This window comes from Pseudomonas sp. Tul2A7, from assembly GCF_054790505.1.
This window is the reverse complement of the sequence record NZ_CP186499.1, coordinates 5,392,236-5,417,583: the sequence shown is the minus strand read 5'-3', so window position 1 is coordinate 5,417,583 and position 25,348 is coordinate 5,392,236. Positions and strand designations below refer to the sequence as shown.

Genomic DNA, 25,348 nt, shown 5'->3' with positions numbered 1-25,348 from the left:
GCCCCGACCACTGGATTGAGTGGCGGGGCGATTGCCGCATACCGTTACCCAATCCATGAAATGGATGGGTTGGTGGCCACGTCAGCAGAAAGCTTTCAGCCATCCGTTTTTCGTCAGACATTTTGAACCTAACTCGAAATCGGCCGCTCAACCGGGAAATATTCAGGGTGGGCGAAATGAACGCGTTCAAGAATCAACTGACATTCGCACAAGAAACCAAATTACTCGCCTTGGCGGCCTGGCGACGTGCACTGGAAAACCTTGAATTGCGAATGGACTGCCCAGACGCCTATCACGATGAACTGCTGCGCCAATCGGATGAAATGGATCGCTTGGGCATGCTCAGTTGGGACGAGTGGCGCGACCTGCGCAGAGAAGCAGACGTCGCGTACCTGCGCGCAGTCGCTGGAGACGATTACCATTGAGGTCATGTACGTTGGTTATCCGCATCCGCTGAAAAGATCGAATCAAGCAAAAAGGAGGTTTCCATGCCCGAGCCGTTGACCTCATCAGCCGCACCAGCACGCTCCTGGTTCGCTCGTTTCTCAGGGTCTGGATGGGGCGGGCGCGTCTTCTGGTCAATTCTGATCGGCGTGACAGTCTTCCTGCTGATCAGCGGGTATGGCGCCTTCGTCGGGGCCAACAAACAAAACCTGCACTTCGCCTTTCTCGGTGGCATGACCGGCTTCGCTGCCACGGCAATGGGCGCTGTCGTAGCGATCGCGTTGCGAGACATCGCCGCCCGAACCCAAGACATCATGCTCGGCTTCGCCGCCGGGATGATGCTCGCCGCCAGTTCGTTTTCGCTGATTCTGCCGGGCATAGAAGCGGCTCAGGCGCTTTGCGGTAATCAGTTGCTCGCAGCCTGCGTCGTCGTTGCAGGATTGGGACTGGGCGTTGCGCTGATGGTCGGCCTTGATCGTTTCGTGCCTCACGAACACGAGAAAAGCGGACGCCGGGGGCCGGACGCGCAGCGCATCAATCGTGTCTGGTTGTTCGTGCTGGCAATCACACTGCATAACCTGCCGGAAGGCATGGCCATTGGCGTGAGCTTCGCCAACGGCGATATGAAGGTGGGACTGCCGCTGACTACCGCCATCGCCATTCAAGATATTCCAGAAGGTCTGGCAGTCGCCCTGGCATTACGCGTGACAGGCATCTCCGCACTGCGCGCCGCGCTTATTGCAGTGGGTTCGGGGTTGATGGAACCGATTGGCGCGATTGTCGGACTGGGTATTTCCAGCAGCTTTGCCTTGGGATATCCCATTGCGCTCGGTCTGGCCGCCGGGGCGATGATTTTTGTGGTGTCCCATGAGGTCATTCCCGAAACCCATCGCAACGGTCATGAGACCCCGGCCACCTTGGGACTGATGCTCGGCTTTGGGGTGATGATGTTTCTCGACACTGCTTTGGGTTAATCACGAACCTGACCACTGGAGAGAAACCCTCACGCACTGGCTTTAACTTCAGCCTTGACCACTGATTTACGATAAGTCAGCAAAACGATGCCCATGACCACAATCACTCCCCCGAAGATCTGTCCTGTACTGAGCATCTGATCCAGCACGATCCAGCCCATCAGCAGCGTTGCCAATGGCTCGATGTTCATGACCGGCGCATTGCGCGGCATGTCGAGGCGAGGTACCGACATGAACAGGACGATAAAACCTGTGCCGTACAGCACCACCAAAGTGGCGAGGGCCAGCCATCCGGTCGAGGTGGCGGGCAGGTTCAATCCGCCGGGAAGGGCGCCCGTCAGCCCCGCCAGATTGACGCTGCTGAACACGGTGAAAATGGTCAGCAGACTGCGCACCGAGCCGCGTACCTGAGACAGTTTGTGGTCGGTGATCCACAGCGCGCAGGCGAACACGCTGGCGGCGCAGAATGCGAGCGCGACGCCGGTCAGCCATTGCGCACTGACGTCCGTCGTGGTCGAGAGACGCCCGGGGACATCCAGCACAAACACCAGGCCCAATAGAATCAAACCCATTAACGTCGCAGTGCGTGCGCTTGGTCGCGGGCCACCCAGCGCCCAGGTGAGCAATGCCAGCAGAATAGGGAATACGTTCGCCACCAGCAGGGCCAGCGCCACCGGCACCCGTGCGACAGCAGAGTAAAGGCACAGACTCTGAGCAGTGATCAGCAACCCCAGCAACAGTTGCCAGCGCCAGGCACCCGCCGGCAAGCGCAGGCTTTGTCTTTGCCACAGGACCAGGATGGCGAGCACCAGCAAAGTCCCGCCGGAACGCATCAAAATCGCCAGCAGCACTCCCGCACCATCATCAAAGGCGACTCGCGCCGCCACATGATTGCCGGCAAACGCACAGCCCATGCACAACAGAATGATCACCGCCAGATAACGGGGGTAGGGCGGCGGTACGGTTTGCGTAGCGGTAGGGCGAGGCATGGCAGATCTCAGGATTGTTAGCCGTTCGAACGACTTGGTTTTTATTTGGTTGTCGTACAACCAGATCGTTTTATCGCATTCAGCGACGTCGGGCAATAGACCTGAAAGCGCACAGCTACGCATATGTTCGGGGTTATGGTGAATTTTTACTTATTTGATTAAGCACAGAGATCGTATGACTTGATAGGGCAGGGGCGCATAGGCCCCTGCTTCCAGGGATTTACACATTCATGAGAGGCGGGTCGTCTGCCTCAGGCATGAAATGGATAATCGATGTACCCACGCTGATCCCCACCGAAAAAGCTGCTCGGATCCGGCGCGTTGAGCGCCAGGCCATCGTGCAGCCGACGCGGCAAGTCAGGGTTGGCCAGGAACGGCCGGCCAAACGCAATGATGTCGGCACGATCGGCAATCAGCGCCTGTTCGGCAGATTGCGCGTCATAGCCGCCCGCCAGGATCAGCACGCCGTTCCAGATTTTGCGCAACTGGGCAATGATCGCGTCCCAACGCGGGTCGAAGTTCTCGTCTTTGACTGTGCCGACCATCGCCGGCTCAACCAGGTGCAGGTAGGCCAGATTCCATTGGTTGAGCGCTTCGACGAGGTGGCCGAAGGTCGCCTCCGGAGTGTCGTCACCCATGCCCATGAAACGCCCCATCGGCGTCAGTCTTACGCCGACCCGCTCGGCACCGACTTCTTCAGCCACGGCCGCAACCACTTCCAGCAGAAACCGCGCGCGATTCTCCACGCTGCCGCCGTAGGCATCGTCACGCTGATTACTGTTGCTGTTAAGAAACTGATCGAGCAGGTAACCGTTACCGGCATGAATCTCTACACCGTCCATGCCCGCCTGCAGCGCGTTGCGCGCGGCCACGCGGTAGTCCTCGACGATGCCGGCGATTTCCGCGGTTTCCAGCGCACGTGGCACCGGCACATCACCCCAGACGCCGTTACCGTTTTCATCGACGATAAACGTCTTGCCAGGCACCGGCAGCGCGCTCGGCGCAACGGGCAGCCCGGCATCGGGTTGAAAGCTCGGATGGGACACCCGGCCGACGTGCCACAGTTGCATGAAGATCAACCCGCCGGCCTCATGCACCGCGGCGCTGACGTCACGCCACGCCTCAACTTGCTCAGGACTGTAGATGCCCGGCGTCCAGGCGTAACCCTGAGCCTGCCGGGAGATTTGTGTGGCCTCGGTGATGATCAGCGCGGCACTGGCCCGCTGGCGGTAGTACTCGGCGTTCATTGGCGTGGGCACATCGCCCGGTTGCCCGGCGCGTGAGCGCGTCAACGGCGCCATCGCCACGCGGTGGGCGAGGGTGTAAGGGCCGAGTGCGAGGGGTTGGAACAGACGACGAGTCATGGGTAGCTCCAGATTTCAATAAAGGAAATTCAAACGCGGCAGCGGGGCCGCGAACCAGTGCCGCTAACTTAACCGCGCTCAGCGGGGCTGATAATCGGTGACCGGCGCTACGCAGTTTTGCGCAGGGCGCAACGGCGCCCGTGCTCATCAGCGATGAACACGGGCGTGGTTCAGGCGGGTGGGTTTGAGCGCGTCAGCGGCAGGTTCAGCCAGCGCCGGCCCGTAGCGTTGGCGACGGCGTTGCCAAGGGCAGCGGCCATCGGCCCCTGGACGATTTCAGCGGCACCGAGGAACGGTTCTCCCGGCTGATCGAGCAAATGCACATCGACTTTTTTCGGTAGCTGCGTGAAACGCAAAATCGGATAACCGCTCCAGTCGTAACTGCGAACGCCCCCGGCGTCGTAGGCGACTTTTTCATACAGGGTCCAGCTCGCGGACTGCACGATGCCGCCCTCGACCTGATTGCGCAGGCCATCGGGGCTGACGATCTGGCCGACGTCCACTGCCGTCACCACGTGATCGATGCGAATCTCGCCGGTCTGCGGATGCACTCGAAGTTTCACCGCGATGGCGCAGTAACCCATGATGTTTTTGTAGCGGGCAAAGGCGAAACCGATACCGGCGCCGGGCTCGTTGCTTTTTTGCGGCCAACCGATCTCATCACGCACACGTTCTACCACCGCGCGAGCACGCGGGTCGCTGAGATGGGCTAGACGCAAGGCGACCGCGTCGATGCCGGCCCTGATCGCCAGCTCGTCGATACTCGCCTCGATGGCGAAGATATTGATGTGCGCACCCAGCGAACGCATGGCCGAGGTGCGAAAGGGCATTTCGGTGACGAAGGTCATGTTGATGCGCTTCGAATTCAACTCGTACAGCGGCACCGCGTTGCGATCACCATCGCCTTCGGGCTGGGCGATCGGCACGGATGGCGCCGAGGCGAAGGGCCGCGCGAGCAAGCGTGCCGGCAACAGGCGCCCGGCGTTGACGATGCGTTCGTTGTGCGGCGTGGTCCAGAGTTCGTAGGCCCAATCCTGCAGGCGGCCGTGGCTAAGGCCAGCGTCGACTTCGGTGACCATCGCCGAGCTATACGGCTCCCAAAGATTTTCCTGTTCGCGCATCCATTGCACGCGCACTGGCGTCCCGGGCACGCGCAGGGCAATCAATGCCGCATCGGCGGCGGCATCATCGGCGCCGTTATGTCCGTAGCACCCTGAGCCTTCGGTATGAATACAGCGCACCCGCTCAGGCGGCAGATCGAGCATTTCGGCAATGCCGGCACGCAGCGGGTAAACGCCTTGGGTGTGGGTCCAGACGGTGAGCGTGCCGTCCTTGAACCAGGCCACCGCGCAAGACGGGCCGATCGAGCCATGCATCAGATATTGCTTGGTGACCCGCGCCTGAAAACGCGTGTCGGCCGCGCCGCTCGGCGTGCCGTTGTGGCTGATCGGATAGCGCCGTGAGGGCAGGCGTTTGAGCAAGCCATGAATCTCGGCCGCCTCGGGGATCGCTTCGCCCTCGCTCCATTGCGCCACCTCGTTGGCACGGCGCATGGCTTTGATTGCTTGCCACTCATCACCGGCGACCACCGCCAGGTAGTTGCCGTCGCGGATCACCTTGACCACCCCAGCCAGCGTTTCGATGGACGCCGCGTCGAATGCTTGCAACGTGCAGCCCGGACGAGGCGGGCGGATCACCCGCGCATGCAGCATGCCCGGCAGGCGCATGTCCTGGACGAATGCTGCGCCACCGCTGACCTTCGCCGGGATGTCGAGGCGCGGCAACGAATGGCCGATGAGTTTGAAGTCAGCGGCGGCCATCGTCGGTGACTGCGCCTTGGCATATTGATGCACATCGACATGTTTGACCGCGTCGGCGTAACTCATCCGCTGAGCGGCCGGGCCTTCGATCACCCCGTCGCGGGTGCCGAGCAGCGCCGCATCGACCTGCCAACTACGCGCGGCGGCATCGACGAGCATTTCGCGCACCTGCGCGGCGGCGTTATACAACGCGGTACCGCTGTCGAAAATGCTGTGGCTGCCGGCGGTGTAGCCTTCGTTGGGCGTCAGCGCGGTGTCGGCGGTGAGCAGGTTGATGGAGGTCGCCGGCACCTGCAAACGCTCGGCGGCGATTTGCAGCAGCGCGGTTTTCACCCCGGTACCCAATTCGACCTTGCCGGTGTAGACGGTAATGCCGTCGGCGCCGATGCGGATCCAGGCGTCGAGAAACGGGTTGGTGCGCAGGCTTCCGGGGAGATCGGGCGCGAGGACCACGGTGCCGAGCGTATCGACTTCCGTATCCGCCAACACCCGTCGTGCCACCGGCATCAGGGTGAACGCCATCAGCAACGCACCGCCGCGCAGGAAGGCGCGTCGGCTCGGGTTCAATTCATTCGACTCGCTCATGTCAGGCTCCCGTTGTGCCCGGCCACCTGTTTGATCGCCTCGATGATCCGCAAATGCGTACCGCAGCGGCACAGATTACCGGCCATGTGCTCGCGAATGGTTGCCTCATCCGGGTGTCGATTACGCTCAAGCAACGCCTGCGCGCGCATCAGCATGCCGGCAATGCAGTAACCGCATTGCGCAGCCTGTTTCTCGATGAACGCAGCTTGCAGAGCGCCGGGTTGTTCCGCGCTGCCGAGGCTTTCCACGGTGCGGATTTTTTTGCCTTCGAGACCGGCGCAGGGCGTCAGGCAGGCGAACACCGGTCGATCATCGACGATCACTGTGCAGGCGCCGCACTGACCGAGACCGCAACCGTATTTGGCGCCGTTGAGGTTCAAGTGATTGCGCAGCGCATACAACAGCGGCATGTCCGGCTCCAGCTCAAGCGGTTGCGCGGCTCCGTTGACGTTGAGAGTGATCTGGCTCATTTCGTCTCCTGACGTAACGCTTCAATAGTGGAAGAGAGGTCGGCCCACGGCTGATCGGGGCGGGTTTGCTGACGCAGATACGCGGCCAGTGCGCCGAGTTGCGCGTTGTCGAGGCTGGCGGCGAACGCAGGCATCAGCGGGCCGGGCGATCCGGGTGTGGCGGGCAACCCTTCAAGCACGGTTTTGAGGAAGTTGCGCGAACTGGTCGCTTGCAGCGCCGAGGTGTTTTGCAGGCCCGGGCGACCATCAATGGTGCGCATCGGTGCCGCCGGGCCATGGCAGCCGGCGCAGGCGCTGCTGAAGAGCAGGGCGCCGGTCGAGTGGTCTGCCGATTCACTGGCAGGCGTCTTCGCCGTCGTCTCTGTCACCGAACGCGGGTTTTCCAGACTGAGCAGATACTCGGCAATCGCCTCGGCTTCACTGGCGGGCAAGCGCGCCAGACTCAAGCTGACCGGACGCATCGGCCCGGCGGGTGTGCCGTGGCCATCGACGATCTCGGCGCGCAGATAGCTCACCAGTTGCGCGCGACTCCACGGGTTGCTGCGTTGGCCCATACCGACCAGCATCGGCGCTTGCCAGCCGTCAACGCTGCCGCCCTGTAGATATTCCGAAGATTTTTCCGCGCCGATCAGGTTCAGCGGCGAATGGCAGCCGGCGCAATGGCCCGGACCGTCGACCAGATAGCGCCCGCGATTCCACGCCTCGCTGCGCCCCGCCATCGGCGTCAGTGGTTCACCGTGCAGGAACAGCAGGTTCCAGAACGACACCAACGGGCGAATGTTCATCGGGAAATTCATCTGGTTCTGCTCGGCCGGCGCGTGCACGGCGGGGCCGCTCATCAAGTAGGCGTAGGCGTCGGCGATGTCTGCTGCGCTCATGCGCCGGTAGTGCACGTAGGGGAACGCCGGATAAAGCAAGTGACCATCGCGAGCAACGCCCTGACGCATCGCCCGCTCGAAGGCCGGCAGCGACCATTGGCCGATGCCGGTTTCTACATCCGGGGTGATGTTGGTGCTGTACAGCGTGCCGAACGGCGTTACCAGCGGCAGCCCGCCGGCCAGATGTTCGCCACCGGGACGGGTATGGCACACCGCACAATCGCCGGCCTCCACCACCCGCGCCCCGCGTTGCAACTGCGCAGTCTCGAACAGCGTCGGGCGCTCGATCGGCGCAATTGCCGGGCGCCACATCAGCCAAACGGCGCCGATCAGGCCGAGCACGGCGACGACTGCCACGCTGATCCATAGCGTTCTGGACTTCAGAAATGAACTGTTCATGGGACGGAGAAAAACGCGGCAGGCAATCGCAGAATGGATGGGATACGGGTCATGACAACGCTCCTTGTAACAGCCAGGGAAGGGCGCCGCTGGGAACGACAGCGCCAGGGGCCAAAGCGTAGAGAAACCACCAGCGTCGGAGAATCAGCGGCGCACGCAACAGCGCGTTGCGCGAGAAGCAACACCTGCGCCGTTGCGCCGGACGCATCAGTGCATTGCCCGCCGCGTGGATTCTGTGGATCACCACAGGGCCGTAGCCTTGGCAGCACTTTCCTGAACTCAATGAGGTGTCATCATGCTTACGGGCAATCCGGCCGTTGCGGCGAATGCCGAACAGCCAACTTCACTTTCCGGCCTGATGGTCGCGTTCCTGGCATTCTGCTGTGGCGCGGTCGTGGCCAATCTTTATTACGCGCAGCCAATCGTCGAACTGATTGCACCGCAGATCGGTCTGTCCAGCGCCAATGCCAGCCTGATCGTTTCGCTCACGCAGTTTGGTTACGCGCTGGGCCTGTTGCTGTTGGTACCGCTGGCCGACCTGATGGAAAACCGCCGGCTGGTGGTCGGTTTCACCCTGGCGGCGAGCGTCACGCTGTTGTGCGCCGGGCTGACCCATTCACCGTCGATGTTCCTGGTGTTGTCTTTGCTCATCGGTCTGACGTCGGTGGCTGTGCAGATCCTTGTGCCGCTGGCGGCGCACCTGGCGCCCGAGGCCAGCCGTGGCCGCGTTGTCGGCAATATCATGAGCGGTCTGCTGCTGGGGATTCTGTTGTCGCGGCCACTGTCGAGCCTGTTGGTTGAAGTGTTCGGCTGGCGCGGAGTGTTTTACAGCGCATCAGCCCTGATGGCCGTCATCGCTCTGATTACCGCTGTGGCACTGCCGCGTCGACTGCCGATGCATAAGGCCTCTTACGCTGCGCTGATCGGTTCGGTGTTTGCCTTGGCCCGGCGCTATCCGCTGTTGCGTCAGCGCTCGCTGTATCAGGGTTTGCTGTTTGCCAGTTTCAGTCTGTTCTGGACCCTCGCGCCGATTGAACTGATGCGTCACCACGGCTTCACTCAGGCCCACGTGGCGATCTTCGCGCTGGTCGGTGCGGTGGGTGCCATTGCAGCGCCGATTGCCGGGCGTCTGGCGGATGCCGGGCATGGTCGTCGCGGCACGCTGGTCGCGTTGTTGCTGGCGCCGGTTTCGCTGTTGATCGCCGCACTCCCGGGCAGTGGCTATGTCTGGCTGGTGGTGTGCGCGGTGCTGCTGGATTTCGCCGTGCAATTGAACATGGTGCTCGGCCAGCGTGAGGTGTACGCCCTCGATCCCCACAGCCGTGCGCGTCTGAATGCCGTGTACATGACCAGCATTTTCGTCGGCGGCGCCGTGGGTTCGCTGGTCGCCAGTCCCCTGTACGAGCACTTCGGCTGGAACCTGTCCGCCGTCGCGGTGGCGCTGCTGCCAGCGCTGGCGCTCGGGCTGTTCCTGAGCCGCAAGGCCGATGTCTGAACATCCAGCAGGTGCGGGCGAGCACGGCGGCACAAGACGAAGGGCGAACAGTGATGCACAATCATCCGCGTTCCCTCTCGACCGGACCCCGCTTATGGACAAGTTGCTGGCACTGAAGATGTTTGTGGAAACCGTGCGCTGCGGGGGCTATTCCTCGGCAGCGCGCAAACTCGGGATATCCACGTCGTCAGTGACACGGCAAGTGGCCGGGCTGGAACACGAGCTGGGCGCGAGCCTGCTCAATCGCACCACGCGCAATACCAGCGTGACCGTTGCCGGCCAGACCTATTTCGAAAAAGCCGTGGCGATTCTCGACGCGATCGACGAAGCCGATGCCGTTGTCGCCGATCGTGGCGCCGAAGCGCAGGGCCGTCTGCGCATCAGCGTGCCGGTGGAGTTCGGCCGACGCCTGATCGCGCCGCACCTGAGCCGCTTGCTTGAGCGGCATCCGGGCCTGGAGATCAGTCTGTCGCTGAGCGATCAAGTCAGCGACCTGCTCAGCGAGCAGATCGATGTTTCCGTGCGGCTCGGATCGTCGGTGGTCAGTGAAGACATTGTCAGCAAACGCGTGGGGCAGTTTGAACGCTGGGTGGTAGCCAGTCCGGCGTATCTGGCGCGTAGCGCGGCGCTCTGTCATCCACGGGATTTGCTTGAGCATCAGTGCCTGCGTTTCGATTACGGCGGCACCCACCAGCACTGGACCTTTCAGAATGAAGACGCGCCCATTCAGCTCAATGTCCATGGGCGCCTGCAAAGCAATAACGCCGACATCCTGCGCGAAGCCGCCATCGGCGGCGGCGGGGTAACGCTGCTGGCTGACTGGCTGGTGCGCGACGACGTCGCAGCCGGCCGGTTGACCCGATTGCTTGAGCAGTACGAGGTCAATCCCGGCAGTGCCAGCACGTGCATCAACGCGTTGTATTTACCCAATCACCGTGGGTCGAGCCGGATCAATGTGTTTATCGATTTCCTGATGGAAATTCTCAGCCCGGCGCCCGCAACCACGCCCGCCGCGTGATGCCGGCAGCTCAACGGCGCCCGGTGCGCGTACTGACATCCACCCAAACCGCCAACACCAGAATGCTGCCCTTGACGATCATCTGCCAGTAACTGTCGACGTCGAGCATCGACATGCCGTTGTCCAGGCTGGTGATGACCAGCGCGCCGAGGAGGGCGCCGTACACCGTGCCGGAACCGCCGCGCATGGAGGTGCCGCCGATAAAGCACGCGGCGATGGCGTCGAGTTCACCCATGCTCCCGGCCGAAGGCGAACCGGCGGCCAGGCGCGCGGTATTGACCACGCCGGCGAGGGCGCACATCACGCCCATGATCCCGAAGATCCATAGCTTCACCGCCTGCACATTGATCCCGGACAGGCGTGTCGCTTCCATATTGCTGCCCACGGCATACACGCGGCGGCCGAACACGGTCTGACTGGTGACGTAGCTGAACACGCCCAGCAAAATCAGCAGCAACAGGACCGGCACGGGAATGCCGTCGTAGCTGTTGAGCGTCTGTACAAAACCGGCGAGCACGGCGCCGATCACCAACACGCGGATAACATCACGCACCAACGAATGCGCCGCAAGGCCGTGCAGGGCGCGATTACGCCGTTGTTTCCAGGTCAGGAATACCGTCAGCGCAAACAGCAGAACGCCAAGGCCGGTGCCAATCGCATGGGGCAAGTAACCCTGGCCAATGTAGACCAGCTCCGGCGACACCGGCGCGATGGTCGTGCCGCCGGTAATCCCCAGCAAAATCCCGCGGAACGCCAACATGCCGCCCAGACCGACGATGAACGAGGGTATGCGCAGATAAGCCGTCATGTAGCCGTTGGCGAGGCCGATCATCAGGCCGCACAGGGCGACCAGGCTCAGATTCGCCAGCAACGGAATGTGATAGACCACATCGAGAATCGCCGCGAGGCCACCGAGCAGACCGAGCAATGAGCCGACTGACAAATCGATCTCGCCGCTGATGATCACCAGCACCATGCCGCAGGCGAGAATGCCGGTAATCGACATCTGCCGTAGCAGATTGGAAAGGTTGCGCGGGGTCAGAAATCCGCCCTCGGTCTGCCAGCTGAAGAACAGCCAGATCAACACCACGGCAAACACCAGCGCGAGCATTTTGTAGCGAGTGAACAGTTGTTTGACCTGATTCATTTACGCAGATTTCCGATCATTATTGTTATGGCTGCCAGACTGGCTGAGGGCGGCGGCGAGCACCTGTTCCTGCGTCAATTCATGGTTGACGAAGTCGCCACGCAACTGACCTTCGCCGATCACTAGCACGCGGTCGGACACGCCGAGCACTTCGGCCAGTTCCGACGAGACCATGATGATCGACACGCCGGCGGCGGCCAGCGCGCCCATCAATTTATAGATTTCGTATTTGGCGCCGACGTCCACGCCTCGGGTCGGCTCATCGAGAATCAGCACTCGGGGTTTGGCCAGCAGCATCTTTGCCAGGACGGCTTTTTGTTGATTGCCACCCGACAGGCTGGTGATCGGCAGAAAAGGGCTGGCGGTCTTGAGGTGCAGGCGCGAAATTTCCTTATCGATGCTGCCCAGTTCGGCTTCGGCATCGATGCGGGTCAGTTTTGAGTAGTTGTCCAGCACGGCGAGGGTGATGTTCTGGCCGACGCCCAGATCGGGAATGATGCCTTGGCGCTTGCGGTCCTCGGGCACCAGGCACAGGCCGGCGCGGATGGACTTGAGCGGCGTGCGGGTGTCGATGGGCTGCCCGTCCAGCCAGACTTCGCCCTCATAGCGGCCGGGGTAAGCGCCGAACAGTGCGGTCACCAGTTCGGTGCGGCCAGCGCCGACCAGCCCAGCGATGCCGAGGATTTCCCCGCGTTTGAGCACGAAGGAAATGTCGTCGACCCGTTTGCGCTTGGGGTTGTCGACGTCGTAGCAGGTGATGTGCCGGGCCTCGAAAATCACCTCGCCAATATCGTGTGGCTCGCTGGGGTAGAGGTTGCTCATTTCCCGTCCGACCATCTGCGTGATGATCTGCGCAATGTCCATGTCGGCCATGGCGGTGGTGGCGATGTGTTTGCCGTCGCGGATCACCGAAATGGTGTCGCACACGGCGGCCACTTCATCGAGCTTGTGCGAGATGTAGACGCAGGCAACGCCTTTGGCTTTGAGGTCGCGGATGATATCGAGCAACACCTCGATTTCCGAACGGCTCAAGGCTGATGACGGCTCGTCGAGGATCAGCAGCCGGGCTTTTTTATTCAGAGCCTTGGCGATTTCCACCAGTTGCTGATAGCCGCCGCCGTACTGCGAAACCGGCAGCGAGACGTTCATGTCGGGGACTTTCAATTCACGCATCAGGGCTTCGGCGCGGTGGATCATCGCCGGGTAATTCATGCGTCCGCCGGGCAGCGTCAATTCATGGCCCATGAAAATGTTTTCGGCCACCGACAGATCGGGCACCAGCGTCAGCTCCTGGTGAATGATGACGATACCGGCGGCTTCCGTTTCACTGATCGATTGCGCCCTGAGCGGTTGCCCGTCCCAGAGGATTTCACCGTCCCAGGTGCCGTGGGGGTAAACCGCCGAAAGGATTTTCATCAGCGTGGATTTGCCGGCGCCATTCTCGCCGCACAGGCCAACGCACTCGCCGGGTCGGACCTTGATGTCGATGCCGTTGAGTGCTTTGACACCGCCGAAGGTTTTGACGATGCCGTTCATTTGCAGCAGATAGTCGGACATGGACAGGGCTCGTATATCAAAGACTCACACACCACTGAACCTGTGTGGCAGCGAGCCTGCTCGCGAAAGCGTCAGTTCAGACAATGCTTAGTTGACTGACACACCGCCTTCGCGAGCAAGCTCGCTCCCACAAGGGTTTTCGCATCACCGGAGATTTGTGATGTCATCACTTCCCGGCAATTTGCGCCTTGGTGTAGAAGCCGTCCTGTTCGAGCAGGTCTATGTTGTCCTTGGTCAACGGGGTTGGTGTGAGCAGGATGGTGTCGACTTTTTTGCTGCCGTTGTCGTACTGCGAACTGAAGGCGGGTTTTTCGTTGCGCGCCAGTTGCACCGAGAGCTTGGCCGCTTCGCTGGCGATCAGTTTCAGCGGTTTGTACACGGTCATGGTTTGCGTGCCGGCGATAACGCGTTTGACCGCTGCGAGGTCAGCATCCTGCCCGGAAATCGGCACTTTTCCGGCCAGTTGCTGCGCCGCCAGTGCCTGGATCGCGCCACCGGCCGTGGCGTCGTTGGAGGCGACGATGCCGTCGATTTTGTTGTCGTTGCGGGTCAGGGCGTTTTCAACAATGCTCAGCGCTTCGGTCGGGTTCCATTCCTTCACCCACTGTTGGCCGACAATCTTGATATCGCCCTTGTCGATGGCCGGTTGCAGCACTTTCATCTGGCCTTCACGCAGGATCTTGGCGTTGTTGTCGGTGGGCGCACCACCTAGCAAAAAGTAATTGCCCTTGGGCGCAGCCTTCAGTACGCCGCTGGCCTGCATCTCGCCGACCTTTTCGTTATCGAAGGAAATGTAGGCGTCGACATCGGCGTTGAGAATCAGCCGATCATAGGACACGACTTTGATCCCGGCTTTCTTCGCTTCGGCCACCGCGTTGGTCAGCACCGTGGCGTTGAACGGCACGATGACGATGACATCGACACCCCGGGAAATCAGGTTTTCGATCTGCGAAATCTGCTTCTGCTCGTTGGCATCGGCCGACTGTACGAAGACCTTGGCGTCCATTTTTTCAGCCGCCGCGACGAAGTAGTCACGGTCACGCGACCAGCGTTCCAGACGCAGGTCATCAATGGAGAAACCGATTTTCGGGTGGGCAGCGTCAGCCATCACCGGCAGTGACAGCAGCGCCAGGGCAGTGGCCAATAGCGTACGTTTTACGTTCTTCATAGTGGGGCGTCCTTTTATTGTTGTTGGAAAGACACGGCCTGACGATGAGTATCGGGCTGGTAAAACTGTAGAGAATCCGCAGACGCCGCAGGCACAGATTTGTCGTAGAAATGTCACCGCGTGGATACGCCCGCAGACTCCCTGTGTGATCAGCGGTAGATGAACCGATTGACGATGTTCTCGAGCCTTTCCTGGCGGCCGCTGACGGCTTGCGGGTTCAACTCGTTGGTGAACGCGTGCTCGGCCAGCGATTCAAGGTTGAAGTCACCGGCCATCACCGCCTGCCCGAACGGCTGCTGCCAACCGGCGTAGCGTTGATCCTTGAGCCGTTGCAGCTCGTCGTTCTGCACCATGGCCGCTGCGCGCTCCAGAGACAGGGCAAGAACGTCCATGGCACCGACGTGGCCATGGAACAGATCGATCTGATCAAGGCTTTGCCGGCGAACCTTGGAGTCGAAGTTGAAACCGCCGTTCTTGAACCCGCCAGCCTTGAGGATTTCATAGGTGGCCAGGGTCATTTCTTCGACGCTGTTGGGGAACTGATCGGTGTCCCAACCGTTTTGCGGATCACCCCGATTGGCGTCGATGCTGCCGAAAATCCCCAGCGAGACGGCCGTCGCGATCTCGTGATGGAAGCTGTGCCCGGCCAGGGTCGCGTGGTTGGCCTCGATGTTGACCTTGATTTCGTGCTCCAGTCCGAACTGCTGGAGAAAGCCGAATACGGTGGCGCTGTCGTAATCGTATTGGTGCTTGGTTGGCTCTTGGGGCTTGGGTTCGATCAACAAGTCGCCGGTGAAACCGATCTTGTGCTTGTGCTCGACCACCATGCGCATGAAGCGGCCCAGCTGTTCGCGTTCATGCTTCAAGTCCGTATTGAGCAGGGTTTCGTAGCCTTCGCGACCGCCCCATAACACGTAGTTGGCGCCTTTCAGGCGATGGGTCGCGTTCATGGCGCTGAACACCTGAGCAGCGGCGCAGGCGAATACTTCGGGGTCCGGATTGCTCGCGGCGCCGGCAGCGAAACGCGGATTGCTGAAGCAGTTGGCGGTGCCCCACAGCAGCTTGATCCCGCTTTGTTCCTGATGTCGCTCGAGGTGATCGACCATTTGCGCGAAGTGGTTGCGGTACTCCTTCAGTGACTGGCCTTCTGGGGCGACGTCCGTGTCATGGAAGCAGTAATAGTCGATACCCAGTTTGGAGAAGAATTCGAAGGCCGCTGCCGCCTTGCCGATGGCCAGTTCCATCGGGTCGCCCGCGTGTTGCCATGGGCGCTTGAACGTCCCCGCGCCGAACACATCGGAACCCGGCCAGACAAACGTGTGCCAGTAACAGGCAGCCATGCGCAGGTGTTCGCGCATGGGTTTGCCGAGGATGAGTTTGTCGGCGTCGTAGTGACGAAAGGAGAGGGGAGAATCGCTATCCGGGCCTTCGTAGCGAATCGCATCGACATCGGGGAAATACTGCATGGACCTTGTCCTTGTTGTTCTTGGCGGTGTCTCGATACTAGCAACGGCCCTGTACCCCCTGATTATGAAAAACATCAACACAGGGTGCGATTTTGCGTATTGAGCTTCTTCTGCCAGGCGCCTAGTCTGTGCCAATCGCCTCCGTGACCAGAGGCCCGGAACAAGCATAAAAACAATGAAAACCATACCGCCTGTTCACCGCATCGCCCTGTTGTTCAACGGCAGCAAGATCTACGACCGTGGCATCATCAGCGGCATCGGCAACTACCTGAGCAGCACCCGCGCCTCTTGGGACCTGTTTCTCGAGGAGGACTTTCTCTGTCGCTTGAAGGGCATCGAGCGCTGGCAAGGCGACGGGATCATCGCCGACTTCGACGATCCGCTGATTGGCGAGGCGTTAGCCGATATCCAGATGCCGGTGGTAGCGGTAGGGGGCTCGTACGAGGATAAACGCGCCTATCCAAAAGCGATTCCCTACGTCGCCACCGATAACAATGCGCTGATGACACTGGCCTATACGCATTTGATCGAGGCGGGACTGCAGCGCTTTGCCTGCTTCAGCCTACCGGAAGCGCAAGCCAATCGCTGGGCACAGGAGCGGGAAAAAGCCTTTCGCAAACTGATGAAACGCGACGGCTTGCACGCTGAAATCTATCGCGGCATGGGCACCAGCGCACCGCTGTGGGACAGCGCCGTCGAACAACTGATCGCCTGGCTGCAAAGCCTGCCCAAGCCCATCGGCATCATCGCCGTCAGCGACGCCCGGGCGCGGCAGTTGCTGCAGGCCTGCCTGACCGCCGGGATTGCCGTGCCGGAGCAGGTGGCATTGATCGGCATCGACAATGATCCGCTGACCCGCAGCCTGACCCGGGTGCCGCTGAGCTCAGTCATTCAGGGCACCGAAACCATGGGCCGTACCGCCGCGCAATTGCTCCACCAGATGCTGCACGGCATGCCATCGACCGGCACGCAGATCCTGATTCCTCCTGATGCGGTCAATGTGCAGGTGTCGAGTTTGCACCAGCCATTGGGCAATCCGTACGTCATGCAGGCGCTGCTGTTCATTCGCCAATATGCTTGCCAAGGCATTAAAACGGCGCAGGTGGCGGCTTATGTTGGTGTTTCGCGTTCGTCACTTGAAGCGCATTTTCGCAGCGAGCGTGGTTGCAGCGTGCATGACGAGATTCTGCGTTTCAAACTGGCAGCGGCCACCAGCGGATTGAAAAATACTGACTCGGTGATCGCCGACGTTGCGCGCAGTTGCGGGTTTAAATCTGCGCAGTATCTGCACACGGTGTTTCGCCGGGAGTTGGGTTGTACGCCTCGGGAGTATCAGATGGGAACGGGGAATGCGTTAAACGGTGCAGGTGGTTGTTGAGATCTATAAGGTGGTGACTGGTTGTCGAAATGGCGGCAGGCGTTGTTGCAAGGGCGCGTAGCGTAATACATGATTTAACATAATATACATTACACGTATGACGAGCATGTTCGTGAGTGTTGCGTTACACAGGAAATTACCTAGGCTCAACTGCAACGCGTCCTACCATAAGGAGCAGCTTCAGCTGTTGCGCTTATGCCCATTGTTCGTTTGAAAGACAATTCCGTGCCATCCGGGCTAATTGGTTGGTTGCTGACCGATGACCGTGGACGACCGCGCTATTGGTCGACGGTCTGGTCTTCACTGGACGGTGCCAGCTTGGCCCCGTCCACACTACGAACCCAGCTGTCCGTCATCGAACAGCTGTACCAGTCTGCCAAACGGCTGTACCAAACTGACTGCCTTGATCGCTTGATTGCGGAGCTCAAATTCGATGAGCTTGAAGCCTGTCTTGAGACGTTTTTCATCACGGCAAGGAATCATGGCGCCCAGACTGCGGCCAACTACCATCCCAACTGGCGTGTGGCCTACGTTTTCGTCAAAAGTTGTGTTCAACGCCTGGTGAAGAGTCATGCCGATCCCGACATGCTTTGGCGGCTGAGCATGCGTCTGGAGCGCCTGGAGAAGCTGTTTGACTCGCTGGGGATGGCGCCCGCACCGCCGGCTGAGATTGTCCGAGCCTTGCCAAGCCCGGTACTGGACGAGTTTTACCAGATCATTGATCCGTACTCGGCGCGTAATCCTTTTAGAAACAGCACGTTACGCTGGCGTAATTACGTATTGTGCCTACTAATGTTGCATCTTGGATTACGTCGCGGTGAAACCCTGGTGCTGCCGATGGATGCATTAAAAAGTGAAAAGCGCTTCACCCCAACTGTGGGAACCGTGAACTGGTTGAATGTCGGCGACAATCCGTATCAGCGAGATCCACGCCCGGAACAACCTAGCCTAAAAAACAACAATGCCGCCCGGCAGCTACCCGTACCGCCAGCGTTGGCCAGCCTGATCAGGACCTTTGTCGAAAGCTACCGACCCTCGACCCGACACAGTTACTTATTTTCCTCGCTGGAAGGCAATCCACTATCATTACGCCAGGTCAATGGTATTTTTGTCACGGTCACACGTCAGCTCACCGCCGAGGCACGCCAAGCACTTCAGCAGTATCGCGGGGCCGGTTGTATTACACCGCACGACATGCGGCATACGTGTGCGACCATTAGGCTTCATCAATTTGTAGAAAATGGCGATGACCTTGAGATGGCAATCCAGAGACTGCGAGCTTTTTTTGGCTGGGCCCGCACCTCGGATATGCCACGACGGTACGCACGAGCTTTTTTTGAGGATCGCTTAGCCACCGTTTGGAATCATGCATTTGACGTCCATGTCAGCCATCTGCGCTCCTAAAAAGGGCAGATGAAGGAGCAGCGCATGCAGCGGAGTCAGTCGGGCTTTCCTGGACACGCGAGACTGTTAGAGGCGTTGGCCTCCCTGCCTCCCCTGCCCTCCGTAATCCGTTATTGGGATGATTTTGCAGACTGCTGGAAAACCATCAGAAATCCCGAGGAAAACGCATGGTCCTTTGAAGTTAATGGTGAGTTCCTAGAGTTTGATTTCAATTCCTTTGACGTAGAATTGATACACCTAATGAAACTGTGGCTAGCTCGTTCCGTTTCTGAATTGGCATGCGCAACCTTTAAAATGTATTTCCAGGCACTTCAAAGGCTCGAAAAAAGCCTTATATATACGACGTTAGACCTCTCACTTACACCGTCCCTGAGTATCGATGATAAGTGGCGGTGCGAAATAATGACGGCGTGTAATAATCATCCTTTGCGCGCGCTAAAGTCGTTGCTGTTATTTTGTTGCGGTCAATCAGTGGGACTTCTAAATAATGATTCCAGACCCCGAATTGCAGCGCTCCCTCAACACTCCGTGGATAAATATGCCAGTGTTCGGAACGGTGATGTATTTCTTGATTTATATGAGGATCGGAAAATCATTGATTTTCTGGACTCGCTCAATGACGCCTCAAGCCATGATCTGACTCACGCCAAAACACCTCTTTTAATTAGTGCTTGTATCTTGTGTATTTGCTATCAGTTTGCGATGCGCCCCAAGCAGATCGCCAAACTTAAAGTGGAACATCTGAAGATATTTAATTTTGAAAAGACCGCCAGTGTGCAGTTGCGATTTTTTCGAGGGAAACAACGCAAGAGCACGGCCCCTATACCGATGTTAAGAAAGATAAAACGCGAGTGGACCAATCTCTTTGTAGAGTTGCATCGCCGGCGAACCACGGGCCAAGCGTTCCCTCAATCACCCGGTGCTCTAGCCGATTCCTTGTTTGGCCTGACGCCAGCAGGTGTCGTCACATCGCTGGCAAGACTCACCGCAGAACTGGGGTTGGATGGTCGTAGTAGCACGGATTTCAGGCACAGCGCTGCGCAGCGTATGGTGGACGCAGGTGCCACCCAGGAAGAACTCGCTGAATACATGGGGCACAGCTGGTCAATGACCGGGCTGGTTTATTTTGAATCATCACCGACGCAGGCCGAGCGGGTGAATCGCGCTCTGGCCATTTCCCCGATATATAGCAAAATTGAGCGTATTGCCAGAACCCGAACGATCAGTACGGAGGACTTATCGAACGCACTACCCGCGCACCAAATAGGCGGTATGCCACACGGAATACCCATAGCGGGAATTGGCATGTGTACCCTTGGCCAAGGGTTATGTGCAAAGAATCCGGTATTGTCATGTTATGGCTGTGATCGTTTCCTGGCGGTCCAGAATTCTAAGATTCATGAAGAGGTTCGTGACGGTTTGCGCCCTGTTGTGCTGCAATTTTACAACGCATCAAGAGGCGAGAACTACTCCCCCGCTTATTCGCAATTGCAAGATGTCCTGGAGCGGGTGGAACATGTCATTGATGAGCTAAATGGCGCCTTTGATAATGAATAATAACTTTAGAGATTTTATTGAAAAAAATAAAATGCTCGCCATCTCCAAAGGCGTCAACTGGGACATCCCCACTGCACCTGATGGAACCGTAAAAAAAGGTGAAGGATGGCCGCTGTTCCGTATGGCGGGCAATCCCCGAATCCCTTATTGGCTTGCGGACTTAGGGACCGATATAAAAACCCTGGCGTTGATCAACGCGGAGCGCAGCACACAAGGGATGCCCTCCATCACAAGGACGATGCTGTCGAACGCGTGGCAAGACTTAATCAAAGCATGCGCTATTCATTATATTTATGTGAAAGGTGCATCCGCAGCGCATGCCAGCCAGTACATCGTGCGAACCATTCGTGTCATTGCATCTTGTTGCGGTAACGCTGAGCCGTGGGAGCTGAGCGTTGATCACATTGCGTCTGCACTTAAATTCGCATCACTGTTACAGCCTTCCGGCCAACTGGCCAGAGGAATTAGCAATTCAGTACAAAATGTTTTGGACTTTAATTGTCTGACTGACCGCACTCCTTTGCTGCCTGCAGTGAGCGTTAAACACCGTAACAATCGCGACGACACGTCTAACTTTCGACAAAGCCTTTCGGAGCGCAAACGCTCTGAGCGTCTTCCCGATTACAATGCATTCTGGGAATTGATCCGGATTGTTTTTACCGAAGAGCCACAGACATTTTATGACGAGTTGAGGTTTGCGCAAGCCAAGATTCTGGTGCTCTGTGGTCTGCGGATGGGCGAAACACCACTCATGCCAGCCGATTGGTGCCAGGAGTTTTCTTATCTGAGTAAAAAGGGCATTTCCGCAGGTGAGCATGGTGGTATTTCCTCATCGATCGCTCTTAAATATTTTGTGGAAAAAAGAAGTATTTCGGATAAAGACGGCAAGCTTTTGTATCCAGATATTCAGCACATTCCCGAGATGTTCAGAGAGATTATTACTCAGTTTCTGGGGCGGGTGCTTTTGCTTACCCAACCGCTCCGCAGCACTCTTAAGAAACAGTATGAATCCAATCGGATTTTTGCTGACTTTCAACCGGACGAACTGGTGGCTGCTGCGGACCTCTATCCGTGTTTGACCGGCAACCCGTTTGTTTTTGAAGATGACCAGGAAGCTCGACTGATTGCCCAGTACAGGAAAAATTACGATATTGGTGTCCTGGATGAAATTGAAAGTCGGCAGTTGTTATTAAAAGAACAGGGTGGAAAACTGAAGAATGTTGTTCGTCAGTATTTCGCTGTGCTGCGTAAAGGCTATGAATCGCTAACCCCTTTTCGCACAGTATCCGGCGCGCCTTGTAAGGTAAACTTTAGGACTGGGTACTTTAATATTTCGGAGATGGAGCAACTGGTGAGATTAAAAATGCCGTCCAAGCTCTCCCCCCTAAAACCGTTGCGCACCACTGCAGGTTCGATACCGCCGTATGACCTGTTATTTCTTGCGCCCATACGCGCGCTATCAGAGGGGCGAAATGACGGGCTGTGCGATATTCGTAAATACTGTTTTATTGGCATTCTCGATACGGTCGATTTGCGAAACCACTATTATAAAAGTCAGAGTGCAAACACCACATTTTTTCAACGGTATGGTCGTAACGAAGAGAACCAAGGCCTTACCATCAATAGTCATTCTCTGCGACACGTTCAAAACAGTGAACTCTTTAGGATGGGGGTGGCTGACACGATCATAACTAAACGTTATGGCCGTCGTAGCGTTGAGCAGTCGTACCAGTACGATCATCGCAGTTTGCTCGAGGAACTTGCCTCGATGGATTTACCCCAGGCTGCGCAAGACTTATTGTCGGCAGGCAGCTCGCAGGTGCTAGCGATGGTTCTGAGTGGAAAGGTTTCCGGTCCAGTTGTTGATGAGTTTCGAGAGATTCAGAAAACAATGGGCGATGAGGCAGCATTTCTCTATCTGGCGGGAGAAGCTGATGGATTTCACGTTACGCCTTATGGGTTTTGCATCAACAGTTTCGTAACCAATCCGTGTCCAAAACACTTAGAGTGTTACGGCGGGTGCCGTCATCTTTGTGTTACCGACTTGCAAACACATCAGCAAAATTTGGTGGTGCTTCGTGAAAAAATTGCATTAGCCGTTAACAAAATTGAGGCTCGCGTGAGCGACAGTATTGGTAGAACAAACCAATTGAATCATGCCAAGAAAACCTTAGAGAATATTGATCGAGCATTGGCGTGCCGACCGGGTGAAAAACCTTTTCCAGATGGTCCAGATTTGTCGGTACAGGTCCATCAAGTAGACTTGTTCGAAGGCTAGTTACCTTCACGCTGCTGCCCTGTTACCTAGCTAGCGGAGAAATTATGTCAGCGCTGAGCAAACCTGTCCGCCGCACCGTCAGTGCTAGTCAGCTTGATGATAATCTCGTTCGCGTTCTCGAAGCCATGCTGGACAGCGGTGAGAAAATAACCGCCCATGCCATTGTGCGTAAAATCGAGAATCTAGGTGCCGTTTCCAGCCTCACCCGGGACACCTATCGCAGCGACTTGATTGCGCAGTACCAGCAATTGCAAGTGGTCCGAAACCAGTGGGTCGAACGAGCGAAAAAAAACTCTCAAAAACACTTGTTAACCACTCTTGCGATGAAAGACGAGCGTATAGCGGACTTAGAGCGGCAAGTCGCTTTGCTGACAGCCTCCCACAAAGCAATAATCTTGGCCGTAGGTGAATTGGGTGGCCTTCGTGCATGGCAGCTGTTTTTTCCTCGTTACGATGAACATACGCTGATGGTCCTACCGGAGCTTAGAGCGCAAGAGCCTGACTAACCCCCCTCCTCCGGTCAATTGCGCCGCGATTACGGCTAGGATTAGACAGCCTATGAAGAGTGTTTCTCAGGTCGTGAATCATTGATCATCAGATGATGTATCAGCGTGCTTCGGTCAATTGCGCTCGAATCGTCTCAAAAAGCTCGTCCAGCGTATCGCCTGACTGCACCCTAAAGCATTCTACAAGCAGGCTGAGTGGATGCACTTCCATTCTATCTGCAAGCTGAGTCACTTTTTCCAGGGTGACTCCCTTCATGCCCCGCTCCAGGCTACTGATGTAGGTTCGGCTACTGACCAGACCAAAATCCTCTTGTGTGAGCCCCTTGCGCAATCTCATATTCCGTAGGGCCTCTGCAAACGCTTCCTTCAATTCCATTTTGCTCACCATGCAAAAGGAACGATGAAGCCTTTTTGAATCCTATAGCACTACAATCTATAGGGCTCATTGAGGGTTGATTATGGTTAAGCCAACAAAAACGAAAAGCGCTTTGCCCGAGACGGCTCGTGTCTACGTGGCAGTGCTGGATGAGTTGGATCGCGAGGCCTGTGTCCAGATAAAGGGTTTTGATTGCAGCACTGAATTGGTGAGATTCTTAGACGATCGCAACTACGACGGCTCTCCGTCTTGCATTGTGGATGTTCAGATGGCGTTACCGCCTTGGCTCAATGCTACAGACCGTTGGGTCGTCCAACCTCTCATAGCCATAGCCCACGGGCGGTTCCAAGCGCCAGGTGGGCGCGTACGAACGAAATACATTTTCCAGGTCGCCTCCGGATTCATGTATACCGACGATGCGCTAGTTTTCCCCTTAAATATCCAGGAGTGCACAATCTTATACAAAATGGGCGACCCCCCTGGATTTGGTCATCAACCGCACCTTGAACCCCATCAGGTTCAGTTATCGGCACTTATCGAAAGGGTATTGAATAGTGTTACGGGTGCTCAATAGGTACCCACTGCTCTGCTGCCTCCTTCCTTGCGTAAGGTCAAGCAGATATGTCCCTGGGGTAATGTCGGCGGAGAATAGTCACTGGGGCGCGGTTGTTGGAATCCTCTCAACGGCATCGCCGATCTGTACCAGCAGATCGATCACGCGACCCTGCATCCTGGGGTCCTTTGGAGCAATGGTTAGAGCGATGCTTTTCGGATCCGCGATCAGTTGTGTCAGCGCATCAAAATCATTTTCGTTCAGATCAAGTTCCAGGATCACCTTGCGAGTCATAGGTAGCTCCAGCAAATTGCGATGGACAGGTGTTTCAGGTTAACACTCCAAGGTACTGACGCGGCATGAATAGAGGTACCTCCGCCCCTCGTCACGTTTATGGTGTTGGGCTTACGCGAACGCCTTCCAATACCGTCACATATACTGACTCACGCATGACGGCCGCAAGCGCGCTAGGTCACCGCCGTGACTCGGACGAGCATCCACTGTTACCGCATCAATTGATTGCATTCCACTTGACCACCTGTTTGCATCGAATTTGACCAGCGCAGGGGGCGCCTTGACCGGCAGAAGTAGCTATGCAGCCGGTGAGCAAAGGCAAAAACCGGTCGTAATGCAGTAAATTGTTCCCGAGCGGCGCCACGAAGGACATTGGCACATGCCACCCGATCGTTAAAGCTTTCGTGCCCGATGGCCGTTAACACCTATACCGCTTAGTTATACAGCGGAAAAATATGGCATGTTTAAAGGAGAGGGCAATGCTTCAAAGGATGACACCAAAAGACTATTCGGAGTTTTGGGAGCGTGAATCAGCTCAATTCGCCAGTGAAGATATCTACAATCACCTAAGCCAGATTGCTCCCGCTGAAGCGACCTTAGAAGTGGGATGCGGATCTGGGTGGAGCACGTTAAGCCTAGCTAAAAGCCGATCTGTCCTGGCGATTGACAACAACGTCCATTTGATCGATCTCGCTCGGTCTCGGTTGAAGGACCACGGAGTTACTGCGGAAGTCGTCAACTCTGACTTGTTCGAGCCGTCCGACGAACTGCTAAAGGCGATCAAGGCGTTCCAGCCAAAGGTCGTCGTCGGATGGTTCATCGGTTCTCATCCAGACGACAATGACAAACGCACTCCGGCCAACTTGCGCATCGATGAAAAGCCCAAAGTTTACCGAGAAAATGTTGAAGATCGATTGGTTGATCTGCCTCTCTGCCCAGCATCCGTCGAGTGGGTACACACTGTGCAACGCGGTGCAGTTCCACCCGGCGTTAGCGAGGATCAGATCAAAGCCGGATTGGCGGAGGAATACAACGAGTACATGCTCAAGAATTCAGGATTTAGCGTGACCGCAGTGCATGTGCTGGCTTGGAATCAAGGGGCAACATTTCCATATGTTCAGACGCCGAACCCGAACTTGCCCCCGGGAAAGCCCACGCCCGTGATCATCTCCATACTGGCTCGACGTACCTCAAACACGTAAATGGTTCGAGTCCGCCTTGACCACGT

At 57.5% G+C, this 25,348-nt stretch carries 21 protein-coding genes; 10 read left to right on the top strand and 11 right to left on the bottom strand.

The window, feature by feature from the left end; genetic code table 11:
* Positions 1-176 precede the first annotated feature (176 nt).
* Positions 177-425, top strand: a complete 249-nt coding sequence (locus tag ACOYXJ_RS24195; RefSeq protein WP_460371927.1) for a hypothetical protein — start codon at positions 177-179, stop codon at positions 423-425.
* Positions 426-488: 63 nt separating this feature from the next.
* Complete coding sequence (locus ACOYXJ_RS24190) at positions 489-1,418, top strand: ZIP family metal transporter (RefSeq protein ID WP_460371925.1); 930 nt, start codon at positions 489-491, stop codon at positions 1,416-1,418.
* 29 nt (positions 1,419-1,447) lie between these two features.
* Here ACOYXJ_RS24190 and ACOYXJ_RS24185 read toward each other — a convergent pair whose 3' ends face one another.
* The 5 genes from ACOYXJ_RS24185 to ACOYXJ_RS24165 form a co-directional block, all read right to left on the bottom strand.
* A complete protein-coding gene (locus ACOYXJ_RS24185) occupies positions 1,448-2,407 on the bottom strand; it encodes an EamA family transporter (RefSeq protein WP_460371924.1) in 960 nt (319 codons plus the stop codon).
* A 251-nt stretch (positions 2,408-2,658) separates the two neighbouring features.
* Positions 2,659-3,771, bottom strand: a complete 1,113-nt coding sequence (locus ACOYXJ_RS24180) for an alkene reductase (RefSeq protein WP_460371922.1) — start codon at positions 3,769-3,771, stop codon at positions 2,659-2,661.
* A 170-nt stretch (positions 3,772-3,941) separates the two neighbouring features.
* Positions 3,942-6,176: a xanthine dehydrogenase family protein molybdopterin-binding subunit gene (locus ACOYXJ_RS24175; protein WP_460371920.1), complete on the bottom strand. Its 2,235-nt coding sequence runs from the start codon at positions 6,174-6,176 to the stop codon at positions 3,942-3,944.
* Positions 6,173-6,646 (bottom strand): (2Fe-2S)-binding protein, encoded by a 474-nt coding sequence (locus ACOYXJ_RS24170; RefSeq protein WP_460371918.1) that lies wholly within the window; start codon positions 6,644-6,646, stop codon positions 6,173-6,175. Before ACOYXJ_RS24170 ends, ACOYXJ_RS24175 begins: the two co-directional genes overlap by 4 nt.
* The gene (locus tag ACOYXJ_RS24165) at positions 6,643-7,923 is read right to left on the bottom strand and encodes a c-type cytochrome (protein WP_460371916.1); all 1,281 of its coding nucleotides are present in this window, start codon (positions 7,921-7,923) and stop codon (positions 6,643-6,645) included. Before ACOYXJ_RS24165 ends, ACOYXJ_RS24170 begins: the two co-directional genes overlap by 4 nt.
* A 295-nt stretch (positions 7,924-8,218) precedes the next feature.
* Between ACOYXJ_RS24165 and ACOYXJ_RS24160 the strand changes: the two genes are divergently transcribed.
* Positions 8,219-9,418, top strand: a complete 1,200-nt coding sequence (locus tag ACOYXJ_RS24160; protein WP_460371914.1) for an MFS transporter — start codon at positions 8,219-8,221, stop codon at positions 9,416-9,418.
* Positions 9,419-9,512: 94 nt separating this feature from the next.
* Entirely contained in the window at positions 9,513-10,436 is a 924-nt protein-coding gene (locus ACOYXJ_RS24155; protein WP_223026790.1) for a LysR family transcriptional regulator, read from the top strand.
* A gap of 10 nt (positions 10,437-10,446) precedes the next feature.
* On the opposite strand, the gene ACOYXJ_RS24150 is transcribed toward ACOYXJ_RS24155, so the two are convergent.
* From ACOYXJ_RS24150 to xylA, 4 genes are all read right to left on the bottom strand, one after another.
* Complete coding sequence (locus ACOYXJ_RS24150) at positions 10,447-11,583, bottom strand: sugar ABC transporter permease (protein WP_110718360.1); 1,137 nt, start codon at positions 11,581-11,583, stop codon at positions 10,447-10,449.
* On the bottom strand, positions 11,584-13,140 hold the full coding sequence (xylG, locus tag ACOYXJ_RS24145) for a D-xylose ABC transporter ATP-binding protein (protein WP_460371911.1): 1,557 nt from the start codon (positions 13,138-13,140) through the stop codon (positions 11,584-11,586).
* A 166-nt stretch (positions 13,141-13,306) separates the two neighbouring features.
* Positions 13,307-14,308 (bottom strand): D-xylose ABC transporter substrate-binding protein, encoded by a 1,002-nt coding sequence (gene xylF / locus ACOYXJ_RS24140; RefSeq protein ID WP_102899781.1) that lies wholly within the window; start codon positions 14,306-14,308, stop codon positions 13,307-13,309.
* 149 nt (positions 14,309-14,457) lie between these two features.
* Positions 14,458-15,774, bottom strand: a complete 1,317-nt coding sequence (gene xylA / locus ACOYXJ_RS24135) for a xylose isomerase (protein ID WP_460371909.1) — start codon at positions 15,772-15,774, stop codon at positions 14,458-14,460.
* Positions 15,775-15,949: 175 nt separating this feature from the next.
* Between xylA and ACOYXJ_RS24130 the strand changes: the two genes are divergently transcribed.
* The 5 genes from ACOYXJ_RS24130 to ACOYXJ_RS24110 all read left to right on the top strand — a co-directional run bounded on the left by ACOYXJ_RS24130 (position 15,950) and on the right by ACOYXJ_RS24110 (position 22,897).
* Positions 15,950-17,152: a XylR family transcriptional regulator gene (locus tag ACOYXJ_RS24130; protein WP_460371907.1), complete on the top strand. Its 1,203-nt coding sequence runs from the start codon at positions 15,950-15,952 to the stop codon at positions 17,150-17,152.
* Positions 17,153-17,347: 195 nt separating this feature from the next.
* Positions 17,348-18,556: a tyrosine-type recombinase/integrase gene (locus tag ACOYXJ_RS24125; protein WP_460371905.1), complete on the top strand. Its 1,209-nt coding sequence runs from the start codon at positions 17,348-17,350 to the stop codon at positions 18,554-18,556.
* A gap of 24 nt (positions 18,557-18,580) precedes the next feature.
* On the top strand, positions 18,581-20,113 hold the full coding sequence (locus ACOYXJ_RS24120; RefSeq protein ID WP_460371903.1) for a tyrosine-type recombinase/integrase: 1,533 nt from the start codon (positions 18,581-18,583) through the stop codon (positions 20,111-20,113).
* Positions 20,106-22,391, top strand: coding sequence for a hypothetical protein (locus tag ACOYXJ_RS24115; protein ID WP_460371901.1), 2,286 nt, complete (start codon positions 20,106-20,108; stop codon positions 22,389-22,391). The genes ACOYXJ_RS24120 and ACOYXJ_RS24115 overlap by 8 nt, the downstream gene beginning before the upstream one ends.
* Positions 22,392-22,516: 125 nt before the next feature.
* Positions 22,517-22,897, top strand: a complete 381-nt coding sequence (locus tag ACOYXJ_RS24110; RefSeq protein WP_460373023.1) for a hypothetical protein — start codon at positions 22,517-22,519, stop codon at positions 22,895-22,897.
* 100 nt (positions 22,898-22,997) lie between these two features.
* Here ACOYXJ_RS24110 and ACOYXJ_RS24105 read toward each other — a convergent pair whose 3' ends face one another.
* The gene (locus ACOYXJ_RS24105; RefSeq protein WP_415760757.1) at positions 22,998-23,234 is read right to left on the bottom strand and encodes a helix-turn-helix domain-containing protein; all 237 of its coding nucleotides are present in this window, start codon (positions 23,232-23,234) and stop codon (positions 22,998-23,000) included.
* A 691-nt stretch (positions 23,235-23,925) separates the two neighbouring features.
* A complete protein-coding gene (locus ACOYXJ_RS24100) occupies positions 23,926-24,120 on the bottom strand; it encodes a hypothetical protein (protein ID WP_460371899.1) in 195 nt (64 codons plus the stop codon).
* Positions 24,121-24,599: 479 nt separating this feature from the next.
* Here ACOYXJ_RS24100 and ACOYXJ_RS24095 point away from each other — a divergent pair, with 479 nt between their 5' ends.
* Positions 24,600-25,322: a class I SAM-dependent methyltransferase gene (locus ACOYXJ_RS24095; RefSeq protein ID WP_460371897.1), complete on the top strand. Its 723-nt coding sequence runs from the start codon at positions 24,600-24,602 to the stop codon at positions 25,320-25,322.
* Positions 25,323-25,348: the final 26 nt, after the last annotated feature.